The following is a 24,747-nucleotide window of genomic DNA, read 5'->3' on the forward strand; positions in this document are numbered from 1 at the left end:
GTGAACCGGGCCACTAACCGCCACCTGAGCCGCGTCCACTCAGTGCAGGTCGGCCCGCGCGGGACTGTCGTCGACAGGATCATCGAAGGACTCGTCGTCGAGGAAGCCGCCCGACTGGTGCTGCCACAGCTTGGCGTACGCGCCCTCCGCCGCGAGCAGTTCCTGGTGCGTGCCCTGCTCGACGATCCGCCCGCGGTCGAGGACCACGAGCCGGTCCATGGAGGCGACCGTGCTCAGCCGGTGCGCCACCACGAGCGCCGTCCGTCCCTCCATGAGCCGCCACAGCGCCTCCTGGACGAGGATCTCGCTCTCGGAGTCGAGGGCGCTGGTGGCCTCGTCGAGCAGCAGGATCGGCGCGTCGCGCAGGATCGCCCGGGCCAGGGCGACCCGCTGGCGCTGTCCGCCGGACAGTTTGACCCCGCGCTCGCCGACCATGGTGTCGAAGCCCTCGGGCAGCGCGTCGGCGAACTCGGTGACGTGTGCCGCCTCGGCCGCGCGGCGGATCTCGGCGTCGGTGGCGTCCGGGCGGGCGAACGCGATGTTGTCCCGCAGGGTGCGGTGGAACATCGCCGGGTCCTGCGGCACGTAGGCGATCAGGCTCCGCAGGTCCGTCTGGCGCAGTCGGCTGATGTCCTGGCCGCCGATCAGGATGCGGCCGGAATCGATGTCCGTCATACGCAGCAGCAGCCGGCTGAGCGTGGTCTTGCCGCCGCCGGAACGGCCGACGAGCCCGATCCTCGACCCGCTGGGCACGGCCAGGTCGAGTCCTTCGAAGAGCGGCTCCGCGCCCGCGTGGGCGAAGGTGACGTTCTCGAAGCGGACGTCGGCGGCCCGGGACAGCAGGGCCTCCGGGGACTCCGGGTCGAGCACGGTCGGCGAAGTCAGCAGCAGTTCGGTGAACTGGGCAGCCTCCGTCATCGAGCTTTCCAGCCGACGGTAGATCTGGTTGAACTCGAACATGATCCGCGTCGCGTTCGTGTAGTAGGTGAAGGCGACGACGACCGCCTCCACACCGTGCCCGCCCCCGGCGAGGGTGACCGCGAGCAGCAGGCCCAGGGCGTTGGTCAGCACGGACAGGGGCGCGACCAGCGTGTCGATGCGCAGGTTGCCGTAGTCCCACGACCTGAGCATGAGCCGCCGCGAGGCCGCGACCCGGGACCGGTGCTCGGCGGCCTCGCGCTCCTCGGCGGCGAACGCACGGACCGTGTCCATGTTCATCAGGCTGTCGGCGACGTGGCCCGACACGCGGGCGATGGCCTCCTCACGCTTGTCGACGAGCGCCTGACGGCGGCGGATGAGCGGCACCACGCACACCGCCGTCAACGCGAGCATCGCCAACAGGCCGACGACGAGCAGCGGTTCGTAACGCCACAGCACCACCGACCCGAACAGAAGCGGCACCAGACTGCCCACGACCTGGAACGTCAGCGTGTCGACGAACTCCTCGAACCGGGAGGCGAAGCTCAGGACCCGCTTGGTCAGCGACCCGGCGAAGTTGTCGTGGAAGAACGAGGCGTCCTTGGCGAACAGCTCGTCCATGCCGATCACGTACAGATGCTCGATGCCCCGGGCGTCGACGCGGTTCAGACAGTGCAGGCCCCCGCGCCACAGCACCTCCGCGAGCAGCAGGACACCGCCGAAGCCGAGGACGTACGGCAGCGTGGAGCCGACGGTGATCCCGTCCTCGCCGGCGATCCGGCCGACGAGCTTCGCGACGATCAGCGGCGCGATGTAGTTGATACCGATGTTGCCGAGCGCCGGCAGCAGCATCGCGGGTACCGTCAGCCGCCTGAGGCGGGCCAACTCCCGTCCGTAGTAACGAAGTGCGAGGAGCACCGAGCCCTTGCCCGGCGTGACCTCGCGCGATTCAGGCGATTCCATATCAAACCCTGTGTAGTCGTGCGGCAGCCAGCCACGCATTTCGGGCATCGAAGTGTCCCGCGACGGCACCGGGGCAGTCCAAGCGTTTTTCTCGGCCAACGACTTGACCCACAACCCGGCCAACAGCGGACCGTGCACAGGGGCGACGTATTCTTCGGCCATGGCTGACACCGAACCGATGCGGCTTCCCGACATGCCGCTGCACGATCCGTTCGTCGTCGCCGACGAGAAGACCCGCACGTACCACCTCTACACGTCCAACGACCCGTCCGTGTCGGGCGTGGACGGCACCGGCACGATGGTCTACCGCAGCCCCGACCTGCGCGACTGGACGCGCCCGGTCGTGGTCTTCCTCGCCGCCGAGCAGCAGGGGATCTGGGCGAGTGACGGCGGCTGGGCGCCGGAGGTGCACGAATGGGGCGGCCGGTACTACCTGTTCACCACACTCCACAACGAGGACAGACCGCTTCCGCTGCCTCCGCCCAACCAGTGGGGTACGCCGTTCCAGGTCCCGTCCTACATGCGCGGCACGATCACGGCGGTCTCCCCGTCACTGCTGGGCCCGTTCACGGTCGTCGACCCCGCGCGCCCCACCCCGCCCGCGAACCTCATGACCCTCGACGGCACGCTCCACGTCGACCCGTCCGGGCAGCCGTGGATGGTGTACGCGCACGAGTGGCTGCAGACCATCGACGGCACGATGGAGGCGATCCGCCTGGCCCCGGACCTGTCACGGACGATCGGAGATCCGATCTTCCTGTTCAGGGCCTCGGACGCGTCCTGGATCACCGAGGAGATCCCCGCAGGCCGGCCGCATCAGCTCGCGCCCTACATCACCGACGGCCCGCAACTCCACCGCAACCCCGACGGCTCCCTGCTCATGCTGTGGTCGACGTACGAGAAGAACGTGGCCGGCAAGGACGGGACGATCAGCGGCGGTTACGTACAGACCTACGCCACCTCGAAGTCGGGCGGCATCGAGGGGCCGTGGCAGCAGCACCGGCCGCTGGTCCGCGAGGACAGCGGTCACGGCATGCTCTTCCACACGTTCGACGGCCGGCTGATGATGGTGCTCCACCGCCCCTTCGAGAACGCGCGGGGCAAGCTGTACGAGATGGAGTTCGCCGGCCAGGAGCTACGGGTACTGCGCCGACGCGCCGACCTCGACGGCGGCAGCTGACCTCACGCTACGGACGGACTGGGCCGGACACACCGGAGGCCGCCCTCTCATCGCTGAGAAAACGGCCTCTGACCTGCGACTCATACAAGTCGGGACGACAGGATTTGAACCTGCGACCCCTTGACCCCCAGTCAAGTGCGCTACCAAGCTGCGCCACGTCCCGGTGCCGTCTGACCTGGGGTTTCCCCTGGCCGAACGCGCATGGAAACAATACCGCACTCGGGTCGATGGTCGCGCACCCCTTTATGCGTGCCGGTATTCAGGCTGCCGACCCTTGACCTCAAGTTTGGTCGAGGTCGCACATACGGCCCCGTGGACTCGTACGTCTCCTCCGTACGATCCTGACCTCGTGGTTCTCGCTCAGCCGGCACCCGGCGTCCTCAACTCCGGGTAGGCGTCCAGCAGTCGGGGCGGGGCCGCCTGGCGCCAGGAGTCGGTGAGGATGTCGCGCAGTTCGTCCTCGTCCTCCAGCGCGGCCAGGCGCGCTCGCACCCAGGCGAACCCCGCCTCGTGGTCGGCGATCCAGAACTTCTCCGGCTCGGCCAGGACCAGTTCGTCGCGCTCCTCCTTCGGGCAGCGCACGGCGATGGAGGTCTCGTCCTCGGGCAGCGTGGCGAACATCTTTTCCGCGACCCGGAACGTGGGCATGCCCCAGGCGATCTTCTCCGTCGTGTCCGGCAGGGAGAGGGAGATACGGCGTACGTCTTCGGCTTCCGGCATGCAACGCACGGTAGCCAATACCACTGACAATCACTCGGCGAGCACGTCCCGCTGCCGGTGCCGGGGCGGGACAGCTACGCCTGCGCCGCCGTGCCGAGCGCCGTCAACACCGGGCGGATCAGCGGGTGTTCCTCCGCTCCCCTGCGTACGGCCGCGAAGACCCGCCGCGTGGGCGCGACCCCGTCGACCGGGCAGACGACGACACCCGTCAGGTCTATGCCGCGCAGTGCCGAACGCGGTACGAGGGCCACGCCCGCGTCGGCCGAGGCGAGGGCGACGACCGCGCGGAAGTCGTCCGAGGAGTGTTCGAGGCGGGGCCGGAATCCGGCGTTCTCGCAGGCCAGGACCACCACCTCATGGCAGGGATTGCCGGGGTACGGGCCGATCCAGGAGTCCTTGGCCAGTTCGGCGAGCGGCACCTCCTGGGCGCCGGCGAGGCGGTGGGCGACCGGGACGACCGCGTCGAAGGTTGGAAGGTTGGTGACTGCTCGCCAAGGAGTGCGTACGAGGTCAAATTAGCTCGATCGTGTGATGGTCGGCTTCCGGGCTTGCACTGCCCTGGGCCGTTTGGGTTAGCGTGATCGTGCGATCTGGGACGCCGGGTGCGGTGCCAGCGTGCGGGGCCCCTGCTCCACCAGAGGATGGTTCAGGGCCTCCCCGTCGCCTCTGGCCGTACCCAACTGGCCAGGTCGCGCAGGGAACTGGCCTCCCGGGCCCGGACCACGCACAGGATGCGTGTCGCCGCCCCGGGGTCGAGAACGCCGGGGACCAGTGCGCCCAAGACCGTTCGGGGCGCGCGGCTGAACAGGCTCACGCCCGCTCAGTCCACAGGAACGGTGAGGTACAGCGCGGCAACCGCCGTCACCGTGCGGTGGTCGGCCACCGCACGCAGGATGCGGAGCCGCCGCGCTTCGATCACGCGATCGATTATCCCATATGCCCCGGACGGAATGTCCGGGGCAGTGGGTCCGGGGGCAGTCCGCTCAGCCCTCCAACTCCGCCCGCGCCGCGACAAAAGCGTCGATCGCACGGTTCACGTCCTCGATGGAGTGCGCCGCCGACAACTGGACGCGGATCCGGGCCCGCCCCTGCGGCACGACCGGGTACGAGAAGCCGATCACGTACACGCCACGCTCCAGCAGCAGCTCCGCCAGACGGCCGGCCTTCGCGGCGTCCCCGATCATCACGGGCGCGATGGCGTGGTCCCCGGGCAGGATGTCGAAGCCCTCCTCGGTCATCCGGCGGCGGAACAGCGCGGTGTTCTCGGCGAGCCGAAGGCGCAGGTCGTCGGCGGTTTCCAGCAGGTCGAGGACCTTCAGCGAGGCCGCCGCGATCACCGGGGCGAGAGTGTTGGAGAAGAGGTACGGACGTGAGCGCTGGCGCAGCAGGGCGACGATCTCGGCGCGGGCGGACGCATACCCCCCGGAGGCCCCGCCCAGCGCCTTGCCCAGTGTGCCCGTGATGATGTCCACGCGGTCCATGACGCCGTGCAGCTCGGGGGTGCCCCGGCCGCCGGGGCCGACGAAGCCGACGGCGTGCGAGTCGTCGACCATGACGATCGCGTCGTAGCGGTCGGCGAGGTCGCAGATCTCGCGGAGGGGTGCCACGTACCCGTCCATCGAGAACACGCCGTCGGTGACGATCAGACGGCGCCGCGCATCGGACGCGTCCTGCAGCTGCCGTTCCAGATCGGCGAGATCGCGGTTGGCGTAACGGAAGCGGCGGGCCTTGGACAGGCGGATGCCGTCGATGATGGAGGCGTGGTTGAGGGCGTCGGAGATCACCGCGTCCTCGGCGTCGAGGAGGGTCTCGAAGACGCCTCCGTTGGCATCGAAGCAGGAGGAGTAGAGGATCGTGTCCTCCTGGCCGAGGAACGCCGAAAGGCGCGCCTCCAACTCCTTGTGCACCTCCTGCGTACCGCAGATGAAGCGCACGGAGGCCATGCCGTAGCCCCAGCGGTCGAGCGCCTCGTGGGCCGCGGCGATCACCTCGGGGTGGTCGGCGAGGCCGAGGTAGTTGTTGGCGCAGAAGTTGAGCACCTCGCCGGGGCGCCCGCCCGCGGTGACGGCGACGGTCGCGGACTGCGGGCTGCCGATGACGCGCTCGGGCTTGTGCAGACCGGCGGCGCGGATCTCGTCGAGGGTGGCGCGCAGGTCGTCGCGCACGGAGTCGAACATCTCAAAGCTCCTAAAAATGCAGGTGACTTACGCGTTCCAGCAGGTGACCGTACGGGCCGACAGACGACTCACGCGGTCCAGTCCAGGATGACCTTGCCGCCCCGGCCGCTCGCCGCGTCCGCGAAGGCGGCCTCGTGGTCGCCGATGTCGTACCGGCCGGTGATGACCGGGGTGAGGTCGAGGCCGCCCTCCAGGAGCACCGACATCGCGTACCAGGTCTCGAACATCTCACGGCCGTAGATGCCCTTGATGGTGATCATGGAGGTGACGATCCGGGCCCAGTCGACCGGGAACTCCTCGGCCGGCAGGCCCAGCATGGCGATGCGTCCGCCGTGCGTCATGTTGGCGATCATGTCGCGCAGCGCCTCGGGGTGACCGGACATCTCCAGGCCGATGTCGAAGCCCTCGCGCAGCCCGAGGGTGCGCTGGCCGTCGGCGACGGTCGCGCCGGAGACGTTCAGCGCCAGGCTCGCGCCGATCTTGCGCGCCAGTTCCAGCCGTTCCTCGCTGACATCGGTGACGACGACGTTCCGCGCCCCGGCGTGCCGGGCCACCGCCGCCGCCATCAGCCCGATCGGGCCGGCCCCGGTGATCAGGATGTCCTCCCCGACCAGCGGGAACGACAGCGCGGTGTGCACGGCGTTGCCGAACGGGTCGAAGATCGCCGCCACGTCGAGGTCCACGGGCACCCGGTGCACCCACACATTGGCGGCGGGCAGTGCCACGAACTCGGCGAAGGCACCGTCCCGCCCGACACCGAGCCCCACCGTGGCCCGGCACAGATGGCGGCGCCCGGCGAGGCAGTTGCGGCATCGGCCGCACACGAGGTGCCCCTCGCCGCTGACCCGGTCGCCGACACCGATGTCGGTGACATCGCGGCCGGTCCCGACGACCTCGCCCACGAACTCGTGCCCGACGACGAGCGGCGTACGGATCGCCTGCCGCGCCCAGCCGTCCCAGGCCCGGATGTGCAGGTCGGTGCCGCAGATCCCGGTTCTGAGCACCTTGATCAGTACGTCACCGGGGCCGACGGCCGGTTCCGGTACGTCCACGAGCCACAGCCCGGGCTCCGCCTTCTCCTTGACCAGCGCCTTCAACGCAACGGCTCCTGTGGGTAGAACCCCGGGGCAGGGCACACCGAAGGAGCCCGTGCCGGGGAGAGGGGGTGAGGCCGAGAACCTGGGCCGCGAGAAGAAATCTGCCGTACGGCGACTCCCCGGTCCATCGAGGTTTTCTTAAGCGCCGCCGCAGCTTTCCTTCACGCCGGACGCGGCTGGCATATCCCCATTGGCCGGATGAACGACAACAGCCACCCACCTGTTGATCCGTCCGGAACCATCAGCCGTATCCCTTCCGAGAAACCGCGCGAATCCTGTGTGAGACCCCACCGGGGCCCGTCGAAGGAGTCAGAACCCGTCATGCCCGCACCGCACTTGGCGCTCCCGCCCAACGACCGGGTCCTGTCGCTGTTCACCGGCTGGACCCGGGCGCACTGGGAGGCGCTCGCCGACCGGCAGTTGGAGGCGCTGGCTCCCTACGCGACGCCGGGTCTCGCGCAGTACCGGCTGCCGGGCCGGAATTCCTCGGCGGGCGTGGTGTCGGACGGCCTTGAGGGTTTCGCGCGGTCATTCCTTCTGGCCTCCTTCCGGATCGCGGGAGCGGCGGGCGACGTGGATTCCCGTCTCGTGGAACGCTACGCGCAGGGTCTGACAACGGGCACGGACCGTGACAGCGGCGAGGCCTGGCCCGAACTCACCGACCACTCCCAGCCAATGAACGAGGCCGCGTCGATCGCCATCGGGCTGCACGAGACCCGCCCGTGGATCTGGGACCGCCTGGACGTGGACGTCCAGGAGCGGATCGTCGACTGGCTGTGGGGATTCGTGGGCCGCCGCACCCGGGACGACAGCGGGCGGCTGTGCCAGGTCGTCGCCGAACAGTTCCTGGCCTCGGTGGGCGCGCCGCACCGCCAGGAGGACATCGACGGCGGCCTCGACCGGCTCGACGACTGGTATGTCGGCGGCGGCTGGTACAGCGACGGCGACGGTCGTACGTTCGACTACTACGTCGGCTGGGCGCTGCACTTGTACCCGCTGCTGTGGTGCCGGATGACCGGCGGCGAGGACGGCGGGCGCGGCCGGGTCCACCGTCGCCGGCTCGCCCAGTTCCTCGCCTCCTATCCCCAGTTCTTCGGGGCGGACGGCGCCCCCGTCCACCAGGGCCGCTCCCTGACGTATCGTTTCGCCGCGACCGCTCCCGTCTGGCTGGGCGCCCTGGCGGAGTGCACTCCCCTGGCCCCGGGGCTGACCCGGCGGCTGGCCTCGGGCGCGGTGGCGCACTTCGTGGAGCGCGGGGTGCCCGACGAGCGCGGGCTGCTGCCGCTGGGCTGGTACGGCACGTTTCTGCCGGCGACCCAGGCGTCCTCGGGGCCCGGATCGCCGTACTGGTCGAGCATGGCCTTCCTGGGCCTGCTGCTGCCCCCGGAGCACCTGGTGTGGACGGCACCCGAACGCCCGCTGCCCGTCGAGGAGTCCGACCAGTACACGGCGCTGCCGGGACCCGGCTGGCTGCTGCACGGCACCCGGCACGACGGCATCGTGCGGCTCGTCAACCACGGCAGCGACCACAACCCGATGGAGGGACCCGCCGCCGACGATCCGCACTACGCCAAGTTCGGCTACTCGACCGCCACCGCCCCGGAGACGGGCGCGGTGGCCTGGCAGCGGAACGTGGACGGCCACCTGGCGCTGCTCGCCCCCGACGGGACGGCGTCACGCCGGTGCAGAATCCTTCCGCTGCACTGCTCGGGGAAGGTCGCCGCCTCCCGGTACGAAGCCGAACTCCCTGGCGTGAAAGGGGAGTTCCGGGTCGAGTCGACGAGCGTCCTGCACGGCTCCTGGGAGATCCGCGTGCACCGCGTACAGGCACCGGCCGAGGCGGCGGTCCGGGAGGGCGGTTACGCGGTGGCCGACACCGCCCTGCCCGAGGCCGAGCGAGGCGACGGCTGGGCCCTGACCCGTACCGGCTCGGGGCTGACCAGTGTGGTCGTCGCGCTGCATGGCTGGGACGAGGCGACGGGCGTGGCCCGCGAGGTCGACGCGAACGCCTTCGGCCCGCACTCGGCGACACCGTATCTCCAGCGCGCGGCCGAGTCCCCGGGCGCGAGCAGGCTGTTCGTGACCCTGGTCGCGCTGACCCGGGACGCCGTGCATCCGCAGGCTCTGCGCGAGGCGGTGTCGTGCGCGGTGACGGAGGAGGGCCGCGCCCTCATCATGTTCCCGGACGGAGAGACGGTCTCCGTGTGACGGAGACGACGGAGACGTACGCCCCTCGGGCAGGCTCCTCTATGGGAGACCCTCCCCCGGTGCGAGCGGAGCCAGCTGTCCCACCAGTTCCGCCGCCATCGCCTTGATGGTCTCCAGCCCCGCCCTCCCCCAGGGGCGCGGTTCGAGGTCGGCGGCGCACACCGTGCCCAGCGCCATGCCCGTGGTGTCGATGAGCGGCGCGCCCAGATACGAGTGGATGCCGAACTCGTCGACGACCGGATTGCCCGCGAACCGCGGATAGTCGCGGACGTCCTCCAGGACGAGCGCCTTGCGCCGGACCACCACATGCGGGCAGAACCCGTGGTCGCGCGGCAGCCGGCGGCCCACGCGCGGCTTCACGTCGCCGGAGTCGGCGCCGGTCCCGCCGGAGGTGCCGGTGTCGCCCGGCACATGGAGCCCGGCGAAGAACTGCCGTTCCTCGCCGATGAAGTTGACCATCGCGTAGGGCGCGCCGACCAGCTCCGCGAGACGGTCCGCGAAGGCGTCCAGGGCGGGCTCGGGTCGTTCCCCGAGGCCGAGTCCACGCAGTCGGCGGATACGGGCGGGGGCGTCCTTGTCCTCGGGAGTCAGCAGCAGACGACCGGCCGGGCGTGGCGGGTCGTAGCTCATGGGCGGGCTCCCTCACTGTGGGCGGTGGGTGCGGGCGCGGGCGCGTGGGCGAGCAGATGCCGTACGAGGGTGAGCAGTGTCTGTACCCCCGAACTGGAGATCCGGGCGTCGCAGCGCACGATCGGGATGTCGGGGTCGAGATCGATCGCGGCGCGCACCTCCTCGGGGTCGTAGCGGTACGAGCCGTCGAACTCGTTGATCGCCACGATGAAGCCGAGGCCGCGCTGTTCGAAGAAGTCGACGGCCGCGAAGCAGTCCTCCAGGCGCCGGGTGTCGGCGAGGATCACCGCGCCGAGCGCGCCCTCGGACAGCTCGTCCCACATGAACCAGAACCGCTCCTGTCCGGGCGTACCGAACAGATAGAGGACGTGTTCGGGGTCCAGGGTGATACGGCCGAAGTCCATCGCCACGGTGGTCTCGACCTTGTTCTCGATGCCTTCGAGACTGTCGGTCGAGGCGCTGACCGTGGTGAGCAGTTCCTCCGTGCTGAGCGGCGCGATCTCGCTCACCGCGCCGACGAGGGTCGTCTTGCCGACTCCGAATCCTCCCGCCACCAGGATCTTCAATGCGGTGGGGAAGGGATCAGAGCTGTCGTCGTAGTCCATCGAGCACTGCCTCCAGAAGAGACCGGTCAGTGGGGTTGTGGTAGAACTCGGGCGGTTTCGTCGTGAGTGCCCCGCAGTCGACGAGGTCGGACAGCAGCACCTTGGTGACCGCCGCCGGCAGCTTCAGATGGGCGGCCACCTCGGCGACCGAGACGGGCACCCGGCACAGGTCGATCGCCTGGGCGTGTTCGGGGCCGAGGTAGCCGAGCGGGGTGGCCCCGGTGGCCATCACCTGGGACATGAGGTCGAGGGCGGTGGTCGGCCGGGTCCGCCCGTTGCTGACGGTGTAGGGCCGCACGAGCCGCCCGGCCGCGTCGTCGAGCCAGGGCCCGTCGCCGGCCGCCGTCACGCTCAAGGCCTCATCGCCGAGGGTTCGGCGGACTGCCGGGGCGCGGTCATCAGGTAGGGGCGGACGCTCTTGACCAGCATCGCCATCTCGTAGCCGAGCACCGCGGCGTCGGCCTCGCGGCCGGCCAGCACGGCGAGACAGGTGCCGGAGCCGGCGGTGGTGACGAACAGCAGGGTCGAGTCGAGTTCGACGACGACCTGCCGGACCTCACCGCCGTCCCCGAACCGGACGCCCGCGCTGCGTCCGAGGGAGTAGAGACCGGAGGCCAGGGCGGCCATGTGGTCGGCGCTGTCCGGGTCGAGTCCGTGGACGGACTTCACGAGTCCGTCGCAGGACAGGAGTACCGCGCTCGTGGTGTGCGGTACGCGCTGGACGAGGCCGCTCATCAGCCAGTCGAGATCGGATACATGGCCGGTCGGCACATCGCTCGCCATGGTGGATCGACTCCTTGGGGTACGAAGGTCTGCGGGAGCGCTGGAGGTGGGGGCAGGGGTGGAACAGCGGGGGGTGGTCATCCGGCCGGTGCGCTCCCGTCGTGCCGGGCAGTGAGGTCCAGGTCGTGTCCGGGCGCGCGCAGTCGGTGCACCTCGGCTATGTGGGGTGCGTCCAGGGGCGGTACGTCGTCGACGCGGCCCGCGTCGGGGGGCGGCGGAGGGGTGTCGGGGCCGGTCGGCCGCATGGAGACCCGCTCCATGGACAGCGGCGCCGGGGGTACGGCGTCCGACGCGGCGGGGTGCACGGGCTCCGTGTACGTCGGTTCCGTGTACGTCGGTTCCGAGGGCGCCGGTGGCCTGGGGGACGGTGGCCTAGGGGCCGGTTCCCCGTACTGCGCCGCGTACTCCCTCTCCATCGCCGCGATGGCCGGGTCGGTGTAGCCCGGCTCCAGCTGGCGCGCCTCGGCGAGCCCGATGCCGCGCTGGAAGGCGGCCATGAGGCCGGGGTCGTGTCCGACGAGTTCGCCCTCCGGGCGGGGGGCCGCCGGGCCGCCGCGCAGTTGGGGCGCGATGTGTTCCTGGGCGCGGCGGCGGGGCAGCTGGGGCTTGCCCATGGTGCCGCGCACGGCGCCGGTCCGGGGAGAGGTCGGGGCGGTCGGCGCGGCCACGTTGTCCGCGACGGTCCGCCGGTCGTCTGCGCGGATGCCGGGCATCGCCTCCGCGGGGTTGGGCCGCTCCCCTTGGGCCCCGCGTACGGGCAGCGGTGCGGGGCCCCGGCCGTTCGGTGCCGGAGCGGCGGGCCGGGCCGCCTCCGGGCGCCGACGCGTCGAACCGCCGGACGGTGTGCCGGGCGTCGGCGGCCGTCCTTCGTGGCCTGCGGCCGACGGACGCTGCCGGGGCGGCTCGGCCACCCGCCGCATGCCGCCGGTCTCCTGGGCAGGGATCTGGGCAGGGTCCTGGGGCCGGGGCTGCGGTACGCCCCCGGAGCCGCCCGGGGGCGTGTCCGTGCCCAGCAGCCCCTGCGGCACGACGAGTACGGCCTGCACGCCGCCGTAGATGTTGGTCTGGAGGCGGACGTGGATGCCGTGCCTGCGGGCGAGCTGCGAGACCACGAAGAGCCCGATGCGTCCGTCCTGGAGCAGGCTGGCGACGTTGACCTGGTCGGGGTCGGTGAGCAGCGTGTTCATCTTGTGCTGCTCGCCCACGGGCATACCGAGGCCGCGGTCCTCGACCTCGACGGCGAGCCCCGAGGTGACGAGGTTGGCGCGCAGCAGCACCTGGGTGTGCGGGGCGGAGAACACCGTGGCGTTCTCGACGAGTTCGGCGAGCAGGTGGATGACGTCGGCGACGGCGTGTCCGCGCAGGGTGCCGTCGATCGGGGGCACGAGCTTGACCCGCGAGTACTGCTCGACCTCCGCGATGGCCGAGCGGAGCACCTCCGTCATGGAGACCGGGTTGCTCCACTGGCGGCGGGAGACGGCGCCGCCGAGCACGGCGAGGTTCTCGGCGTGCCGCCGGATGCGGGTGGCGAGGTGGTCGACGTGGAAGAGGCCCTTGAGAAGATCCGGGTCCTCGATCTCGTGTTCCAGCTCGTCGAGGATGGAGATCTCGCGGTGCACGAGCGACTGGAGGCGCCGGGCGAGGTTGACGAAGACCTCGACCTTCTGTTCGCTGCCCGCCTGGCTGGAGAGCTGCGAGGCCTGGACGACGGCGGTGACGGCACCGTCGTGAGCACGGGCGAGGTCGGCGCCGAGGAGTTCGAAGTCGTCGGCGTCTTCCGCGGGTACACCGCGCGTCCTGCGGGCCGGGGGCGCGTCGCCGCGCCGCAGTGCCTCGACGAGGGCGCGCAGGTCGGCCTCGCCTCGGGCGCTGGTGCGGCGCAGGGCGCCGAGGCGTTCGTGCACGGATCCGGCGGCGCGGTCGGCTGCCACCAGCGCGATCACGACGCTCCCGAGGGCCACCCCGAACGCGCCGGCGAGCACGGCGAACAGAGCGAGGGTGGGCCGCACCCCGCCGGAACGGACGATGAACAGGACGGCTGCGCAGGCGCTGAGGGCGACCGCGAGCGGCGGCAGCACGGCGAGCCTCATGAGCTGCGGCCGTATGTGGGTCTCGGGCAGCGAGGGGACGGTACGGGCGACCGGCCGACCGTGCCGTCCGCCCTCACGGCGGTCTGCGCGGGGGGCCGGTGCTCGGAGGTGAGACATCTTCGTCCTCGTACTGGTGCGTCGGGACCTGGGGATCGCGCGTCTGCGCGACTCGGGCGTGCGCCATCGCGGTGCCGGCCGAGAGCCGCAGAACCGAAGAAACCAGCCCTGTGTCGCCCGGCGGACACTCACAGTAGTCACCAACGCATCATGTGCGGTGGGCAGTTGACAAACTCCCCCGGAAAGCGCCCCGCTCTGATATGAGGCCTCGCACGGCAGACCGATAAACATCTCGGACGTACGTTCCCCCAGCCCGGCCAATCGATCGGAGCTGGTCAGAACCGGTCACGAAGAGACGGCGAGGGCCGGGGAGCAGCTTGCTCCCCGGCCCTCGCCGTCCGTACGACTGTCCGACCGTCGTCCGTTTTCGCCCGTCTCCGTCAGCCCGCAGAAACCGCCTTGGGCTCGCCGCTGCCGTCGGCAGTACCCCCCTGAATGTCACCCGCCGTGTCGGTCCGGGCTTCATCCACATCAGCCGTACGAGTGATATCGGCCGTACGACGGACATCGGACGGCCCGTCGGTGTCGAGCGTCGGCCACCCGCCCGCCGGCGTCAGGGCCACGCCCCGCCACCAGGGCTCCGAGGGGACGGTCTCGGCCGTGGGTTCGAAGGGCTCGCCCGGGTGCGGCAGCCCGATCCGCGCGTCCGCCTTGCGGGCGGCGGCGATCGTGCCCTCGCCGGGGTCCGACCACGCGTGCGCCGCCAGGTTGAAGGTGCCCCAGTGGATCGGCAGCATCAGACCGCTCGGCGTCCCGCCCTGGAGGTCGAGGTGGGCGCGCATGCCCTCCTCCGGGGTCATGTGGATGTCGGGCCAGAACTCGCTGTAGGCCCCGATCTGGATCATCGTGGCGTCGAACGGGCCATGGTCGGCGCCGATGTCCCGGAAGCCCTCGAAGTACCCGGTGTCGCCGCTGTGGTAGACGCGGTGCTCCTCACCGGCGACAACCCAGGAGGCCCACAGGGTGTGCTGGGTGTTGCGCAGGCCCCGGCCGCAGAAGTGGCGGGCCGGAGTGGCGGTCAGGGTGAGGCCGCCGACCTTCGTCGACTCGTGCCAGTCCAGCTCGCGCAGCCGGTCGGCGGAGACGCCCCAGCGCTCCAGATGGGCGCCGACCCCGAGCGGCACCGCGAACAAGGTGTCCGTGTCGGCCAGCGCCTTGATCGTGGGCATGTCCAGATGGTCGTAGTGGTCGTGCGAGATGACGACGACGTCGACCGGGCCGAGCGCGGCCAGCGGCAGGGGCACCGGGTGCAGCCGCTTGGGTCCGGCGAAGGCGAACGGCGAACAGCGCTCGCCCCAGACGGGGTCGAAGAGCACCCGCTGTCCGTCGATCTCGGTGAGCACGCTGGAGTGGCCCATCCAGGTCAGCCGGAGACCGGTGACCGGGGGCTTGGCGAGGTCGGCGAGCGTCGTGGCGTGCACCGGCACCGTGCCGGCCGGGGCGCGGCGGACCCGGTCCTCCTTGCGCAGGGAGGACTTCGCGAAGTCGAGGATGGCGCCGTCCGGCCGGGGCGTACCCGGCGGGTTCTGGAAGACACCGTCCGCGAAGTGGGGCGATCTGCGGATCCGTGCCAGGCGCTCCCCGCTCGGGTCCGCGCCGAAGGCGGCGGGACGCAGCGCGCGCAGCCGGGAGCTCGGAGGGGGGAATCCGGTCACGGTACCTCCAGGTGGAGTCGGTCAGGCATTCCATTATGGTCGCCCCCTCCGACACTCCGGCGTCGTACGTGTGTCGGCCGGGTCATTCCAAGGAAAGTCCAACGTTCCGGGCGGCGAATCGATTCCGGGGCGACGGAAAGCGACCGCCCGGGCACAGGTGGTGCGCGCGGCGGGCGAGGCACATGGGGCCGACGTCGCACGGCGCCCTGCAACTGAACGGTGAGTCAGTATATTGCCCCCATGGCAACCCCTCAGGGCGCTCCCCTGCTCTCCCTCACCTGGACCGATCACCTCACCGGCCGCCAGGGCTTCCTCGTCGTGGACAGACTGGTGCGGGGCGTGTCCAGCGGCGGGCTGCGGATGCGCGAGGGCTGCACCCTGGACGAGGTCGCGGGGCTCGCCCGGGGCATGACCATGAAGGAAGCCCTGCACTACAACCCGGAGGGCCGCTACATCCCCCTGGGCGGCGCCAAGGGCGGTGTCGACTGCGACCCCCAGGACCCGGGGGCGTACGGCCTGCTGGTGCGCTACCTGCGCGCGATGCGGCCGTACGTCGAGAGCGTCTGGACCACGGGCGAGGACCTGGGCCTCACCCAGGATCTCGTCGACCGGGCGGCGGCCGAGGCCGGGCTCGTGTCGTCGATCCAGGCGGTCTATCCGCTGCTGGACGACGAGAGCGTGGCCCGCGCGCGGCTCGCCGACGCGTTCGCGGTCGAGGTGGACGGCATCGGGCTCGACGAGCTGGTCGGCGGCTGCGGGGTCGCGGAGTCCGTGCTCGCGGCACTCGACCGGGCCGCGGTGCCGTACGCCGGGACACGCGTCGCCGTCCAGGGGCTCGGCACGATGGGCGGGGCCACGGCGCGCTTCCTCACGCGCGCGGGACTCACGGTGGTGGCCGTCTCCGACATCAAGGGCACGATCGCCAACCCGGCCGGACTCGACGTCGAGGCGCTGCTCACGGCCCGGGACTCGTACGGGACCGTGGACCGCGCGGTGCTGCGCCCCGAGGACCACGAACTGCCGGGCGAGGCCTGGCTGTCCGTGCCTGCGGAGGTGCTGGTGCCGGCGGCGGTCTCGTACGCCGTCGACACCGGGAACCAGGAGCGGATCACCGCGCGTTGGGTTGTCGAGGCCGCCAACATGCCCGTACTGCCGGAGGCCGAGGAGTTGCTCGCCGCGCGCGGCATCGTCGTCCTGCCGGACGTGGTCGTGAACTCCGGGACGAACGCCTGGTGGTGGTGGACGCTGTTCGGGGACATCGGCGCGGACCCGGAGGAGGCGTTCGCGTACATCCGGCGCTCGATGCGCGCCCTGATCGACCAGGTGCTCGCGCGCGCGGAGACCGACGGGACGGCTCCCCGGGCGGCGGCGCACGCGATCGTCGAGGAGCGGCTGCCGGTGATCGCGGAGCGGTTCGGGTGGTATCGGTGACGGTGTCCGGCGGCGCGACCGAGGGCCCTGGGGGTCTGCCCTGCGAACCGGCCACATCGGCGGGGATTTACAGGCATTGACGGACCTGCCCCGACATCGTGTCCGGTGACGGATTACTGTGGCCGGGTGGCAAGGGTGCGGTTGAGCGTGGCCGAGCGGCGCGAGGATCTGCTGCGGGCCGCCATCGAGCAGATCGAGGCGCGGGGCGTGGCGGCGGTCAGGATCGCCGACGTGGCCGACGTCCTCGGGGTGAGCAACGCGCTGGTGCTGTACCACTTCTCGACCAAGGAGAAGCTGGTCGCCGCCGCGTTCCGGTACGCGGCCGAGGCCGATCTCACCCATCTGGCCAAGCTTCTCGGGCGCCGCTCCCCCGCCCTGCGCCGACTGCGGTCCGCGGTGCGCTGGTACGCGCCGACGGGTCAGGCCAAGGGCTGGCGGCTGTGGATCGAGGGGTGGGCCGTGTCTCTGCGCGATCCCGTGCTGCGGGAGGTCGCCGGGGACCTGGACCGGCGCTGGAAGGCCGCGATCACCGAGGTCATCGCGGAGGGGGTGGCCGCGGGCGAGTTCACGTGCCCCGACCCCACGGGCACGGCACTGCGACTCACAGCGCTGCTGGACGGGCTGGCGGTCCAGATGACGGCGTACGAGGGGGTGTCGCGTGCGCGGGCCGAGCAGTGGGTGGACGCGGCGCTGGCTGGGGAACTGGGGCTGGAGCGCGCGGCGTTGGCGTCGGGCAGGTAGGTCGGTGTGGCCGCCGGACCTGGGGGCTGCCGCCCCCAGACCCCCGCTTCGGCCTGAACGGCCTCGTCCTCAAACGCCGGACGGGCTAAAGGACTTCACGCGACCCACTCGATCCGGCTCTTGATGTCGTCCGGCGACAGACTTCCCTTCGCCGTCACATGGTCCCCCGACGACTCGCCCCGCAGCCGCCGCCCGATCCACGGGACCAGATGCTCCCGTGCCCAGTGGACGTCGTCGCGGCGGATCTCGAAGGTGCCCCGCGGTGGCAGCACCGGCCAGGGCTGGTCCGGGTCGGCCGGGATCTCCAGGCCGAGGACCTGGCCCGCGCGCAGCGCCACGCGCGTGTGCCCCTCGGGAGAGAGGTGCAGCCGGTCGCTGTCCCAGGCCCGGCGGTCCTGGATGGTCTTCAGGGACCACAGGTCGAGCACCGGACAGCCGTACCGGTCGGCGATGGCCCGGATGTGTCCGTTGTACGTCGCGATCTTGCCGCGCATGTGCTTCAGCACCGGGACGTTACGGGTGTCGAAGCCCGTCGTCACCATGACCGTGCCGACCGCCGACGTGAGGTCGACGACCGCCCGCTCGAAGCGCTCGGCGAGTTCGTCGGGGTCGCTGCCGGGCCGGATGACGTCGTTGCCGCCCGCACAGAAGGAGACCATGTCGGGCGCCAGGTCCTTGGCCTGCGGAAGCTGCTCGGCCACGATCTGGTCGAGCAGCCTCCCGCGTACCGCGAGGTTCGTGTAGCCGAAGTCGCCCTCCGGGCGCCGGTCCGCGAGCAGTACCGCGAACCGATCGGCCCAGCCGACGAACGCCCCGTCGGGGCCAGGATCGCCGACGCCTTCGGTGAAGCTGTCCCCCACCGCCACGTACGACCCGATCACTGCTCTGCTGTCATTCTTCGAATCGTCTGCCACATCGGTCCATGATTCACCTACCGATGTGAGCTACGCGACCGTAGGAAAGGGTTGACTCGCGGTGAGATAAGCCACTCGTCAAGTATTGGTCAACCCGGAATAATAGGGAGACGCAGCTCACGGACGCTGAAGTCGGTGATCCGGAAGTGGCTCCACGTCGTACGGAAGGCGAAGTGCCCGCTCGTGTACGGCTCCGGGTCGCTGTAGTCGAAGACGAGCCGTCCCTTGTTCCACCAGCGGACCGTCGAACCGGCCGAGACGATCCGGACGCGATGCGGCTCGTTCGGGACCAGCAGCGGCTCCGTGTAATCGTAGATCAGCGGGCGCACGCCGGCCTCACCGACGTAACGGCGCAGCCGGGTCGTCGTGTTGGTGTTGGCGCCGTAGCCGACGTAGTACGTCTTCAGGTAGTCGTACTCGGCGAGGGCGCCGCCCCGAGGGGTGGCGAAGAGGTCGTCCGGTGAGCGGACGTCGACGGCGTTCCAGAAGTTGTTCAGGTCGGAGACACGGTCGTTGACCCCGCCCGCCGAGACCGGCGTCGCCGTGTACTCGATGACGTACGGGCCCGCGAGCTTCCGCTTGAACCAGATCGTCGCGCCGCTCGGTACGTCGACCTCCAGGACTCCCCGGGCCGCCGTGACGCTGCCGCCGTCCTCGAGTTCGACGGCCCACTGGCCGAGTCCGTGCCGGAAGTCGTCCCGGGCGATGAGCCGTCCGCGTCGGTGGTGGCCCGGCGAGGCGCTCGCCGGGCCGGCCGGGGCGAGGGCTGCCAGTGCCCCGCCTGCGGCCAGCGCTCCGAAGGCTCTACGGGTGGTCGTCACGAGGCAGCTCCCTTGGTGGTCGTGATCGAGGGCTTCGGCACCCTGCGGGTCTCGGTGCCGAGGTAGTAGTCCGTGTACGTCGACTGGAGATAGCCGCGCACGGTCCAGCCGAGGCGGTACGCGGGGTTCTGGGCGAGCGTGTAGACGCGCGTCGCCGTCGGCTCGGTGGTCGTGTAGAGGCGCAGTGCGGTGTGGTCGGCGGTCTCGGCGAGGATCTCCTCGCGCCAGTCGCCGATCAGGTCGCCGTAGAAAGGGGTCGCATTGCGCGGGCCGGAGACGACCCCCGACGGCTCGAAGATCCGCGTGCTCGTCTCGGTCTTCGGGTCCCACTTCTCCACGTGCGTGTAGTCGAGGAGTTCGGCGGCCTTGTCGCCGTCCCACCAGATACGGAAGTTGACGCTCGGGGTGGTCGTGGAGACCTTGCCGGCCTGGACGTTGCGGACGCCCGCGCCGGGGGCGGTGGCGTCGGCGGTGGAGGTCCAGTACTCGTAGCCGGGGTGACCGGGGTCGATGTCGGCGGCGTTGCCCCGGCCGACGTCGATGTCGGTGTCGTTCTCCCAGCTCGCCGGGTGCTGCCCGGTCACCAGGCGCTCACCGGTGTCGGCGTCGTAGTAGTACCAGGGGAACTTCGGTACGACGCCCAGCTCGGCCTGCTGGATGGCGAATCCCTCCAGACCCGGGCGGTCGGGATCGAGGTCGGCGATGTCGAAGCGGTCGCCGTGTCCGGCGCCGTCGACGACGTACCGGAGCGTGCCGTCGCTGTTGACCACGTAGTTGCCGTCGGCGATCTCGTCCCGGCCGTCCTGGTCGACGTCGACGGTCCGGATCTGGTGGAAGCTGGTCGCGCCGCTCGCTGCCGGGACCGCGTACTTCCAACGCCTGGTCAGATCCTGGCCGTTGAAGTCCCAGGTCTGGATGAGGATCCGGAACGCGCCGCGCCGGGCGCCTACCCGGGTGACCAACTTCGTGACCAGGCTGGGGTGTTCGCCGTCGAGGTAGGCGATGCCGAAGTGTCCGCCGGACGGGCCGTCGGCCACCAGGTCGTCGGGCACGGGCTGGCGGGTGCGCTCGGTTCCCGTGGCGCCGTCGATCACCGAAATGAACTGGTTGGCAGGCGAGTTGGCGGTGACCTCGCTACCGTCCGCGAAGGTGGTGCCGTCGGCCGTGTGCACGAGCACCTCGGCCCTGCCGTCGCCGTCCAGGTCGTACACCGTGACGTTGTCGTCGTTGCGGTAGCCGCCGATGGGCGTGGAACCGCTGATCGCCGCCGGAGCAGGGTCGTTGGCGCCGTTTCCGCCGACCTGGGTGTAGGAGCCGGGACCCAGGTCGACCCGCCACAGCCGCTCACCGGTGAGCGCGTACGCCTCCAACAGGTCGGGCCTGTGCCGGGTTTGGGAGAGTCTGCTGACGACGAGTTCATAGCGTCCGTCACCGTCGAGGTCGCCGGGCCAGGCGTGCTGCACGGTGTAGCCGTCGGCGGCGGCGAGGGGGATCTCCGCGTACCCCTTGTCGAAGGTGAGGGGCGAACTCGGCCGCAGCTCACGCCCGTTGACGATCGCCCGGACACTGTAGGCACCCGCGCCCCGGCTGTTGTCCTGGTACGTCGTGGACTTGACGATCGGCGCGGAGTTCAGGCGGCGTCCGCCCTTGTACACGTTGAAGGCGATCGCGTTGCCATGGCGCGCGTACTCGGTGCCGAGCAGCCGCCAGCTGAGGAAGGTGCCCTTGCCGGACGGTACGGCGACCAGGCCTCGGTCGAGGTTCTCGACCACCCGGCGCGAGGGCTCGGCCGCGTGTCCGGCGGGCGCGGAGAGCGCCCCGGCCGTCAGGATCGCGGCGACGACGGCGCCGGTTCTTCGGCGTCGACTGGAATGCACAGGTCCTCCGTAGACAGTCGCAGAGAGAGTAGAAAGCGCTTGCGCAGCAACGGAGTTCACTGTGCCCCCACCTTCTCGCCCTGTCGACGCTCCGCGGGCCCACGCCACAAGACTGCAATGCGACGATCATGAAGGCACACATACGGACATGCCGAAGGCCGGACCCGGGGATCGGGGTCCGGCCTTCGGCGGCTGTCCTCGTGAGGTGTCGGTGTCAGCCGACGGCGACACCCTTCGAGCGGAGGTACGCGACCGGGTCCACGTCGGAGCCGTAGTCCGGGGTGGTGCGGATCTCGAAGTGCAGGTGCGGTCCGGTCACGTTGCCGGTGGCACCGGAGAGACCGACCTGCTGTCCCTCGGTCACGGTCTGGCCGGCCGAGACGGAGAGCTGCGAGAGGTGGGCGTACTGGGCGTAGTAGCCGTCGGCGAGCTTGATGACGACCTGGTTGCCGTACGCGCCGCCCCAGCCCGCGGAGACGACCGTGCCGGCGCCGACGGCCTTGAGGGAGGTGCCGGTCGGGACGACGAAGTCGACGCCCGTGTGGTAGCCGCTGGACCACATGCTGCCCGACACGTGGTAGGCGGTGCCGATGGTGGCACCGGCCACGGGGAGGGTGAAGCCGCCGGAGCTGCTGGTGTCGGCGGCCTCGGTCGTCGTCGAGGTGTCGGCCGTCGCACTCTCGGCGGCCGGCTTGGACGTCTCCGTCTGGGTCGACTTCGAGGAGGACGAGGACGACGAGGACTTCGTCGAAGACGAGGACGAGGAAGAAGACGAGGAAGGCGAAGAGGTCGACGCGGCCTTCTTGCCGATCGTCAGCTTCAGACCGGGGTGGATCAGGCTCGGGTCGGAGCCGATGGCGGTCCGGTTGTCCGAGTAGAGCTTCTGCCAGCCACCGCTGACGCTCTGCTCCTGGGCGATCTTCGAGAGGTAGTCGCCGGCCTGGACCGAGTAGATCCTGACGCTCGCCTTCTTGGCGGCGGAAGACGTGGAAGCGGCGGCCTTTCCGGCCTTTTCCGTCTTCGCGGAAACGGACTCGGCCGATACGGACTTGGCCGATTCCGAAAGCGACGACACGGACTGGGCGGTGGACTCCGCCGTGGCCGCATGGGCGCCGGTGGCTCCCAGAAGCGGCAGAGCGAGAGCCGCTCCGCCAGTTCCGGCAGCGGCTATCGAGCGGGAGAAACGCTGGGACTTCGGACGGCGGTGCTTACCCTTCGCGGGCATGACGAATTCCTCTCCGTCGCCTGCGAGGTGAGCTGTCGGGTGCGGACTGGAGATGTCCGGCCACGCCTGAACGTGACTTAACCCCAAGCCTGTTCCAGAGACCGGAACAGGCGTTCTACCTGTGGGTCCCCCGCTCCTGCCGTTGTCGGGTGTTCGATGCGGGCTCCGGGCGGCGGCAGGATTGGGCGTCCGTCCGGATTGGTGGCGAACGTAAGCGACCAAGACGCACGGAAACAAGCCTGGGGTTCCCTGTGTACGGGTTTCCTGTGGTCCTCCCCAGAATTCCCGGTCACTGTCCGTGAATTACGGATCTTTCCGCCCCTCGAACTCCCTTAAAACACGCCTAAATTACGTGAACATGACGGCGACACACGGTCACGAATATGACGCTGCTCACTCGCCCGATTCACAGCAACCTTTATTCCCAGGCGAGTTGGAATGAAGACACCATAGGCGCCATATGGGGCAGAAGTGTCAGATGCGACGCAGGCGGAGAACTGCCGCATCCAGGTCACCCTTGAGCCCGGTTCGTAGTCCGTGGTGCAACAGCACGGCACCCCGGTGGACTTCGCCCGTTTCGCGGCATTCGTACGTCGCCGAGGGGTCGAGTCCGCGCAGCCGCAGCGCCGGGAGCGGCTCACCGTGGTGCTGCGCCTGGAGCCAGGCCAGGACGACGGCCTCGTCCCCGAGCACGTACTGCACCGCGCTCAGCCCACCGGTCGGCCGCCGCAGCCGGTAGAGGTCGCCGCGCTGCACGACGGGCCGGATCTCCTTGTACAGCCCCACCCACTCCCCTGCCTCGGCCAGCTCCTCCTCGGTCCATTTGGTGAGGTCGCCGCCGACGCCGAGCACCCCGGCCATCGCGCTCACGAACCGGAACCGCAACGAGCTGACCCGGCCGTTGAGCTGGGTGTTCGGGCTGTCGGTGACCCAGGCGGCCATGACCCGCGCGGGATGGATCTGACTGAAGCCCTCCTGGATGGCGAGCCGGTCCAGCGGGTCGGTGTTGTCGGAGGTCCACACCTGGTCCGTACGGGCGAGGACACCGAGGTCGATCCGGCCGCCGCCACCCGAGCAGGACTCGAAGGCGACGTCCGGGTGGGCCGCCCGCAGCCGGTCCAGCAGGGCGTACAGCCCGTGGACGTGGTCGACCCACAGGCGCTGCGGATAGTCCTCGCCGGGCCAGCCGGCGTCGGTGAAGCAGCGGTTGAAGTCCCACTTCACATAGTCGATCGGCGCACTGGAGAGCAGCCCGTCGAGCTGCTCCCAGAGGTACTGCCGGACATCCTCGCGCGCCAGGTTCAGTACGAGCTGATTGCGGAACTCCGTCCTCTTTCGTCCCGGTTGGAACTGCACCCAGTCGGGGTGCGCGCGGTACAGATCGCTGTCCGGGTTGACCATCTCGGGCTCGACCCAGATGCCGAACTGCATCCCCAGGGCGTGCACGTACTCGGCGAGCGGCTTGAGTCCCGCCGGGAAGCGGTCCGGGTTGGGCGTCCAGTCGCCGAGGCCGGCCCGGTCGCTGGTGCGGGCCCCGAACCAGCCGTCGTCCACGACGAACAGCTCGACGCCGATCGCGGCGGCCCGCCGGGCCAGCACCCTCTGCTGCTCCTCGGAGATGTCGAACTCCGTGGCCTCCCAGGAGTTGTAGAGCACGGGCCGGTCCCGGTCGGCGTCCGGCACGACGAACGCGCGCTGGTACGTGTGCCACGACCGGCTCGCCCCGCCGTGCCCGGAGTCCGTCCACAGCCCCGCGAAGACGGGCGTGGTGAAGGACTCGCCCGGCGCCAGGCGCAGCAGGCCCGAGTCGTCGTATCCGGCGCCGCCGGTGATCTGCACGCGCGCGTCGGGCAGTTGGGCGACGGCGATCCGCCAGGACCCGGACCAGCCGAGCGCGCACGCGTACACCTCGCCGCGCTCCTCGGTCGCGTCGGTGTCGAGCGCCACCCAGGGCAGATGCTGGTGCCCGGTGTGACCGCGCCGGCTGCCGATGACCTTCTCACCGTAGGTGAGGTCGGTGCTCACGAGCCGGGACTCGGCGGCCCAGCGCCCGTGCAACTGGGACAGGCGCCAGCCGTCGCGCTCGGGGAGCGTCCAGGTGGCGGAGTCCGCGCGGAGCAGCTCCAGTGGGCCGGTTCCGTCGGGCGCGTCATGGGTGAGGGTCACCCAGCGTTCCACCACGTCGTGGCGCATCCGGTAGTGGAGCGTGATGACCAGTCCGGTGTCCCGGAACGTCAGCCGGAGTTCGTCCCCCTCCGCCTCGTACGCCTCGAACCGCCATTCGGTGCCCCTGCGCTCGTCGGTGCGCACGGACAGCGCGGGCCGGGCGAAGCGGGGGCCGCCCTCGACCGGGTACTCCTCGCGGCCGTCGAGCGGGGACTCGAAGGGCCAGTAGTCCGGCAGCGGACGGACGGTGAGTGCCTCGGCGTCGGCGAGGGCGATCCGCGGGCCCCAGTGCAGATGCAGCAGTTCGTCGTCCTCGGTGAGATGGACGGCGTAACTGCTCGTGGGCCCCGAGAGAAGCCACGTACGACCGGTTCCGGCGATTTCCAGCATCATGTCCCCACAGATCCGAACAGGCACGCCCAAGTCTCA

General features: G+C 70.5%; 19 protein-coding genes, 1 tRNA gene, 1 pseudogene and 1 riboswitch. Of the genes and pseudogenes, 4 read left to right on the top strand and 17 right to left on the bottom strand.

Features of this window, described 5'->3' with window-relative positions:
* Positions 1–39: 39 nt before the first annotated feature.
* Positions 40–1,881: an ABC transporter ATP-binding protein gene (locus ACWDR4_RS12215; protein WP_450407424.1), complete on the bottom strand. Its 1,842-nt coding sequence runs from the start codon at positions 1,879–1,881 to the stop codon at positions 40–42.
* 160 nt (positions 1,882–2,041) lie between these two features.
* Between ACWDR4_RS12215 and ACWDR4_RS12220 the strand changes: the two genes are divergently transcribed.
* Entirely contained in the window at positions 2,042–3,061 is a 1,020-nt protein-coding gene (locus tag ACWDR4_RS12220) for a glycoside hydrolase family 43 protein (protein WP_450407214.1), read from the top strand.
* Positions 3,062–3,150: 89 nt separating this feature from the next.
* On the opposite strand, the gene ACWDR4_RS12225 is transcribed toward ACWDR4_RS12220, so the two are convergent.
* The 5 genes and pseudogenes from ACWDR4_RS12225 to tdh all read right to left on the bottom strand — a co-directional run bounded on the left by ACWDR4_RS12225 (position 3,151) and on the right by tdh (position 7,055).
* A tRNA-Pro gene (locus tag ACWDR4_RS12225) sits at positions 3,151–3,224 on the bottom strand.
* Between the two features lie 197 nt (positions 3,225–3,421).
* Entirely contained in the window at positions 3,422–3,781 is a 360-nt protein-coding gene (locus tag ACWDR4_RS12230; RefSeq protein WP_450407217.1) for an MmcQ/YjbR family DNA-binding protein, read from the bottom strand.
* 74 nt (positions 3,782–3,855) lie between these two features.
* Positions 3,856–4,248 (bottom strand): annotated as a pseudogene (locus ACWDR4_RS12235) (LysR substrate-binding domain-containing protein); the annotation flags it as partial.
* A gap of 516 nt (positions 4,249–4,764) precedes the next feature.
* Entirely contained in the window at positions 4,765–5,958 is a 1,194-nt protein-coding gene (locus ACWDR4_RS12240; protein WP_450407220.1) for a glycine C-acetyltransferase, read from the bottom strand.
* A gap of 68 nt (positions 5,959–6,026) precedes the next feature.
* Positions 6,027–7,055, bottom strand: a complete 1,029-nt coding sequence (gene tdh, locus ACWDR4_RS12245) for an L-threonine 3-dehydrogenase (protein WP_450407223.1) — start codon at positions 7,053–7,055, stop codon at positions 6,027–6,029.
* A 321-nt stretch (positions 7,056–7,376) separates the two neighbouring features.
* Here tdh and ACWDR4_RS12250 point away from each other — a divergent pair, with 321 nt between their 5' ends.
* The gene (locus ACWDR4_RS12250) at positions 7,377–9,263 is read left to right on the top strand and encodes a DUF2264 domain-containing protein (protein ID WP_450407226.1); all 1,887 of its coding nucleotides are present in this window, start codon (positions 7,377–7,379) and stop codon (positions 9,261–9,263) included.
* Positions 9,264–9,302: 39 nt separating this feature from the next.
* Here the strand turns inward: ACWDR4_RS12250 and ACWDR4_RS12255 are convergent, their stop codons facing one another.
* The 6 genes from ACWDR4_RS12255 to ACWDR4_RS12280 all read right to left on the bottom strand — a co-directional run bounded on the left by ACWDR4_RS12255 (position 9,303) and on the right by ACWDR4_RS12280 (position 15,143).
* Positions 9,303–9,893: a GAF domain-containing protein gene (locus tag ACWDR4_RS12255; protein ID WP_450407228.1), complete on the bottom strand. Its 591-nt coding sequence runs from the start codon at positions 9,891–9,893 to the stop codon at positions 9,303–9,305.
* The gene (locus ACWDR4_RS12260; protein ID WP_369030961.1) at positions 9,890–10,498 is read right to left on the bottom strand and encodes a GTP-binding protein; all 609 of its coding nucleotides are present in this window, start codon (positions 10,496–10,498) and stop codon (positions 9,890–9,892) included. The genes ACWDR4_RS12255 and ACWDR4_RS12260 overlap by 4 nt, the downstream gene beginning before the upstream one ends.
* A complete protein-coding gene (locus tag ACWDR4_RS12265; RefSeq protein WP_450407231.1) occupies positions 10,476–10,847 on the bottom strand; it encodes a DUF742 domain-containing protein in 372 nt (123 codons plus the stop codon). Before ACWDR4_RS12265 ends, ACWDR4_RS12260 begins: the two co-directional genes overlap by 23 nt.
* A gap of 2 nt (positions 10,848–10,849) precedes the next feature.
* Positions 10,850–11,281 carry a roadblock/LC7 domain-containing protein gene (locus ACWDR4_RS12270; RefSeq protein ID WP_105969869.1) on the bottom strand — a complete coding sequence of 144 codons (432 nt, stop codon included), beginning with the start codon at positions 11,279–11,281 and terminating at the stop codon, positions 10,850–10,852.
* Between the two features lie 77 nt (positions 11,282–11,358).
* Positions 11,359–13,488, bottom strand: a complete 2,130-nt coding sequence (locus ACWDR4_RS12275; protein WP_450407234.1) for an ATP-binding protein — start codon at positions 13,486–13,488, stop codon at positions 11,359–11,361.
* Positions 13,489–13,868: 380 nt separating this feature from the next.
* On the bottom strand, positions 13,869–15,143 hold the full coding sequence (locus tag ACWDR4_RS12280; RefSeq protein ID WP_450407237.1) for an MBL fold metallo-hydrolase: 1,275 nt from the start codon (positions 15,141–15,143) through the stop codon (positions 13,869–13,871).
* Between the two features lie 240 nt (positions 15,144–15,383).
* On the opposite strand from ACWDR4_RS12280, the gene ACWDR4_RS12285 reads away from it, so the two are divergent.
* Complete coding sequence (locus ACWDR4_RS12285) at positions 15,384–16,574, top strand: Glu/Leu/Phe/Val dehydrogenase dimerization domain-containing protein (protein WP_450407240.1); 1,191 nt, start codon at positions 15,384–15,386, stop codon at positions 16,572–16,574.
* A gap of 126 nt (positions 16,575–16,700) precedes the next feature.
* A complete protein-coding gene (locus ACWDR4_RS12290) occupies positions 16,701–17,315 on the top strand; it encodes a TetR/AcrR family transcriptional regulator (RefSeq protein WP_450407243.1) in 615 nt (204 codons plus the stop codon).
* Between the two features lie 95 nt (positions 17,316–17,410).
* On the opposite strand, the gene ACWDR4_RS12295 is transcribed toward ACWDR4_RS12290, so the two are convergent.
* The 5 genes from ACWDR4_RS12295 to ACWDR4_RS12315 form a co-directional block, all read right to left on the bottom strand.
* Positions 17,411–18,196, bottom strand: a complete 786-nt coding sequence (locus ACWDR4_RS12295; RefSeq protein WP_450407427.1) for an SGNH/GDSL hydrolase family protein — start codon at positions 18,194–18,196, stop codon at positions 17,411–17,413.
* A 122-nt stretch (positions 18,197–18,318) separates the two neighbouring features.
* On the bottom strand, positions 18,319–19,050 hold the full coding sequence (locus tag ACWDR4_RS12300) for a DUF6250 domain-containing protein (protein WP_450407246.1): 732 nt from the start codon (positions 19,048–19,050) through the stop codon (positions 18,319–18,321).
* Positions 19,047–20,927: a rhamnogalacturonan lyase family protein gene (locus ACWDR4_RS12305; protein WP_450407249.1), complete on the bottom strand. Its 1,881-nt coding sequence runs from the start codon at positions 20,925–20,927 to the stop codon at positions 19,047–19,049. The genes ACWDR4_RS12300 and ACWDR4_RS12305 overlap by 4 nt, the downstream gene beginning before the upstream one ends.
* Positions 20,928–21,141: 214 nt before the next feature.
* Positions 21,142–22,152 (bottom strand): M23 family metallopeptidase, encoded by a 1,011-nt coding sequence (locus ACWDR4_RS12310; protein ID WP_450407251.1) that lies wholly within the window; start codon positions 22,150–22,152, stop codon positions 21,142–21,144.
* Positions 22,153–22,154: 2 nt separating this feature from the next.
* Positions 22,155–22,314: riboswitch (cyclic di-AMP (ydaO/yuaA leader) on the bottom strand.
* A 312-nt stretch (positions 22,315–22,626) separates the two neighbouring features.
* A complete protein-coding gene (locus tag ACWDR4_RS12315; protein WP_450407430.1) occupies positions 22,627–24,708 on the bottom strand; it encodes an alpha-galactosidase in 2,082 nt (693 codons plus the stop codon).
* Positions 24,709–24,747 lie beyond the last annotated feature (39 nt).

The sequence above is a fragment of the Streptomyces sp. NPDC000878 genome, assembly GCF_053599695.1.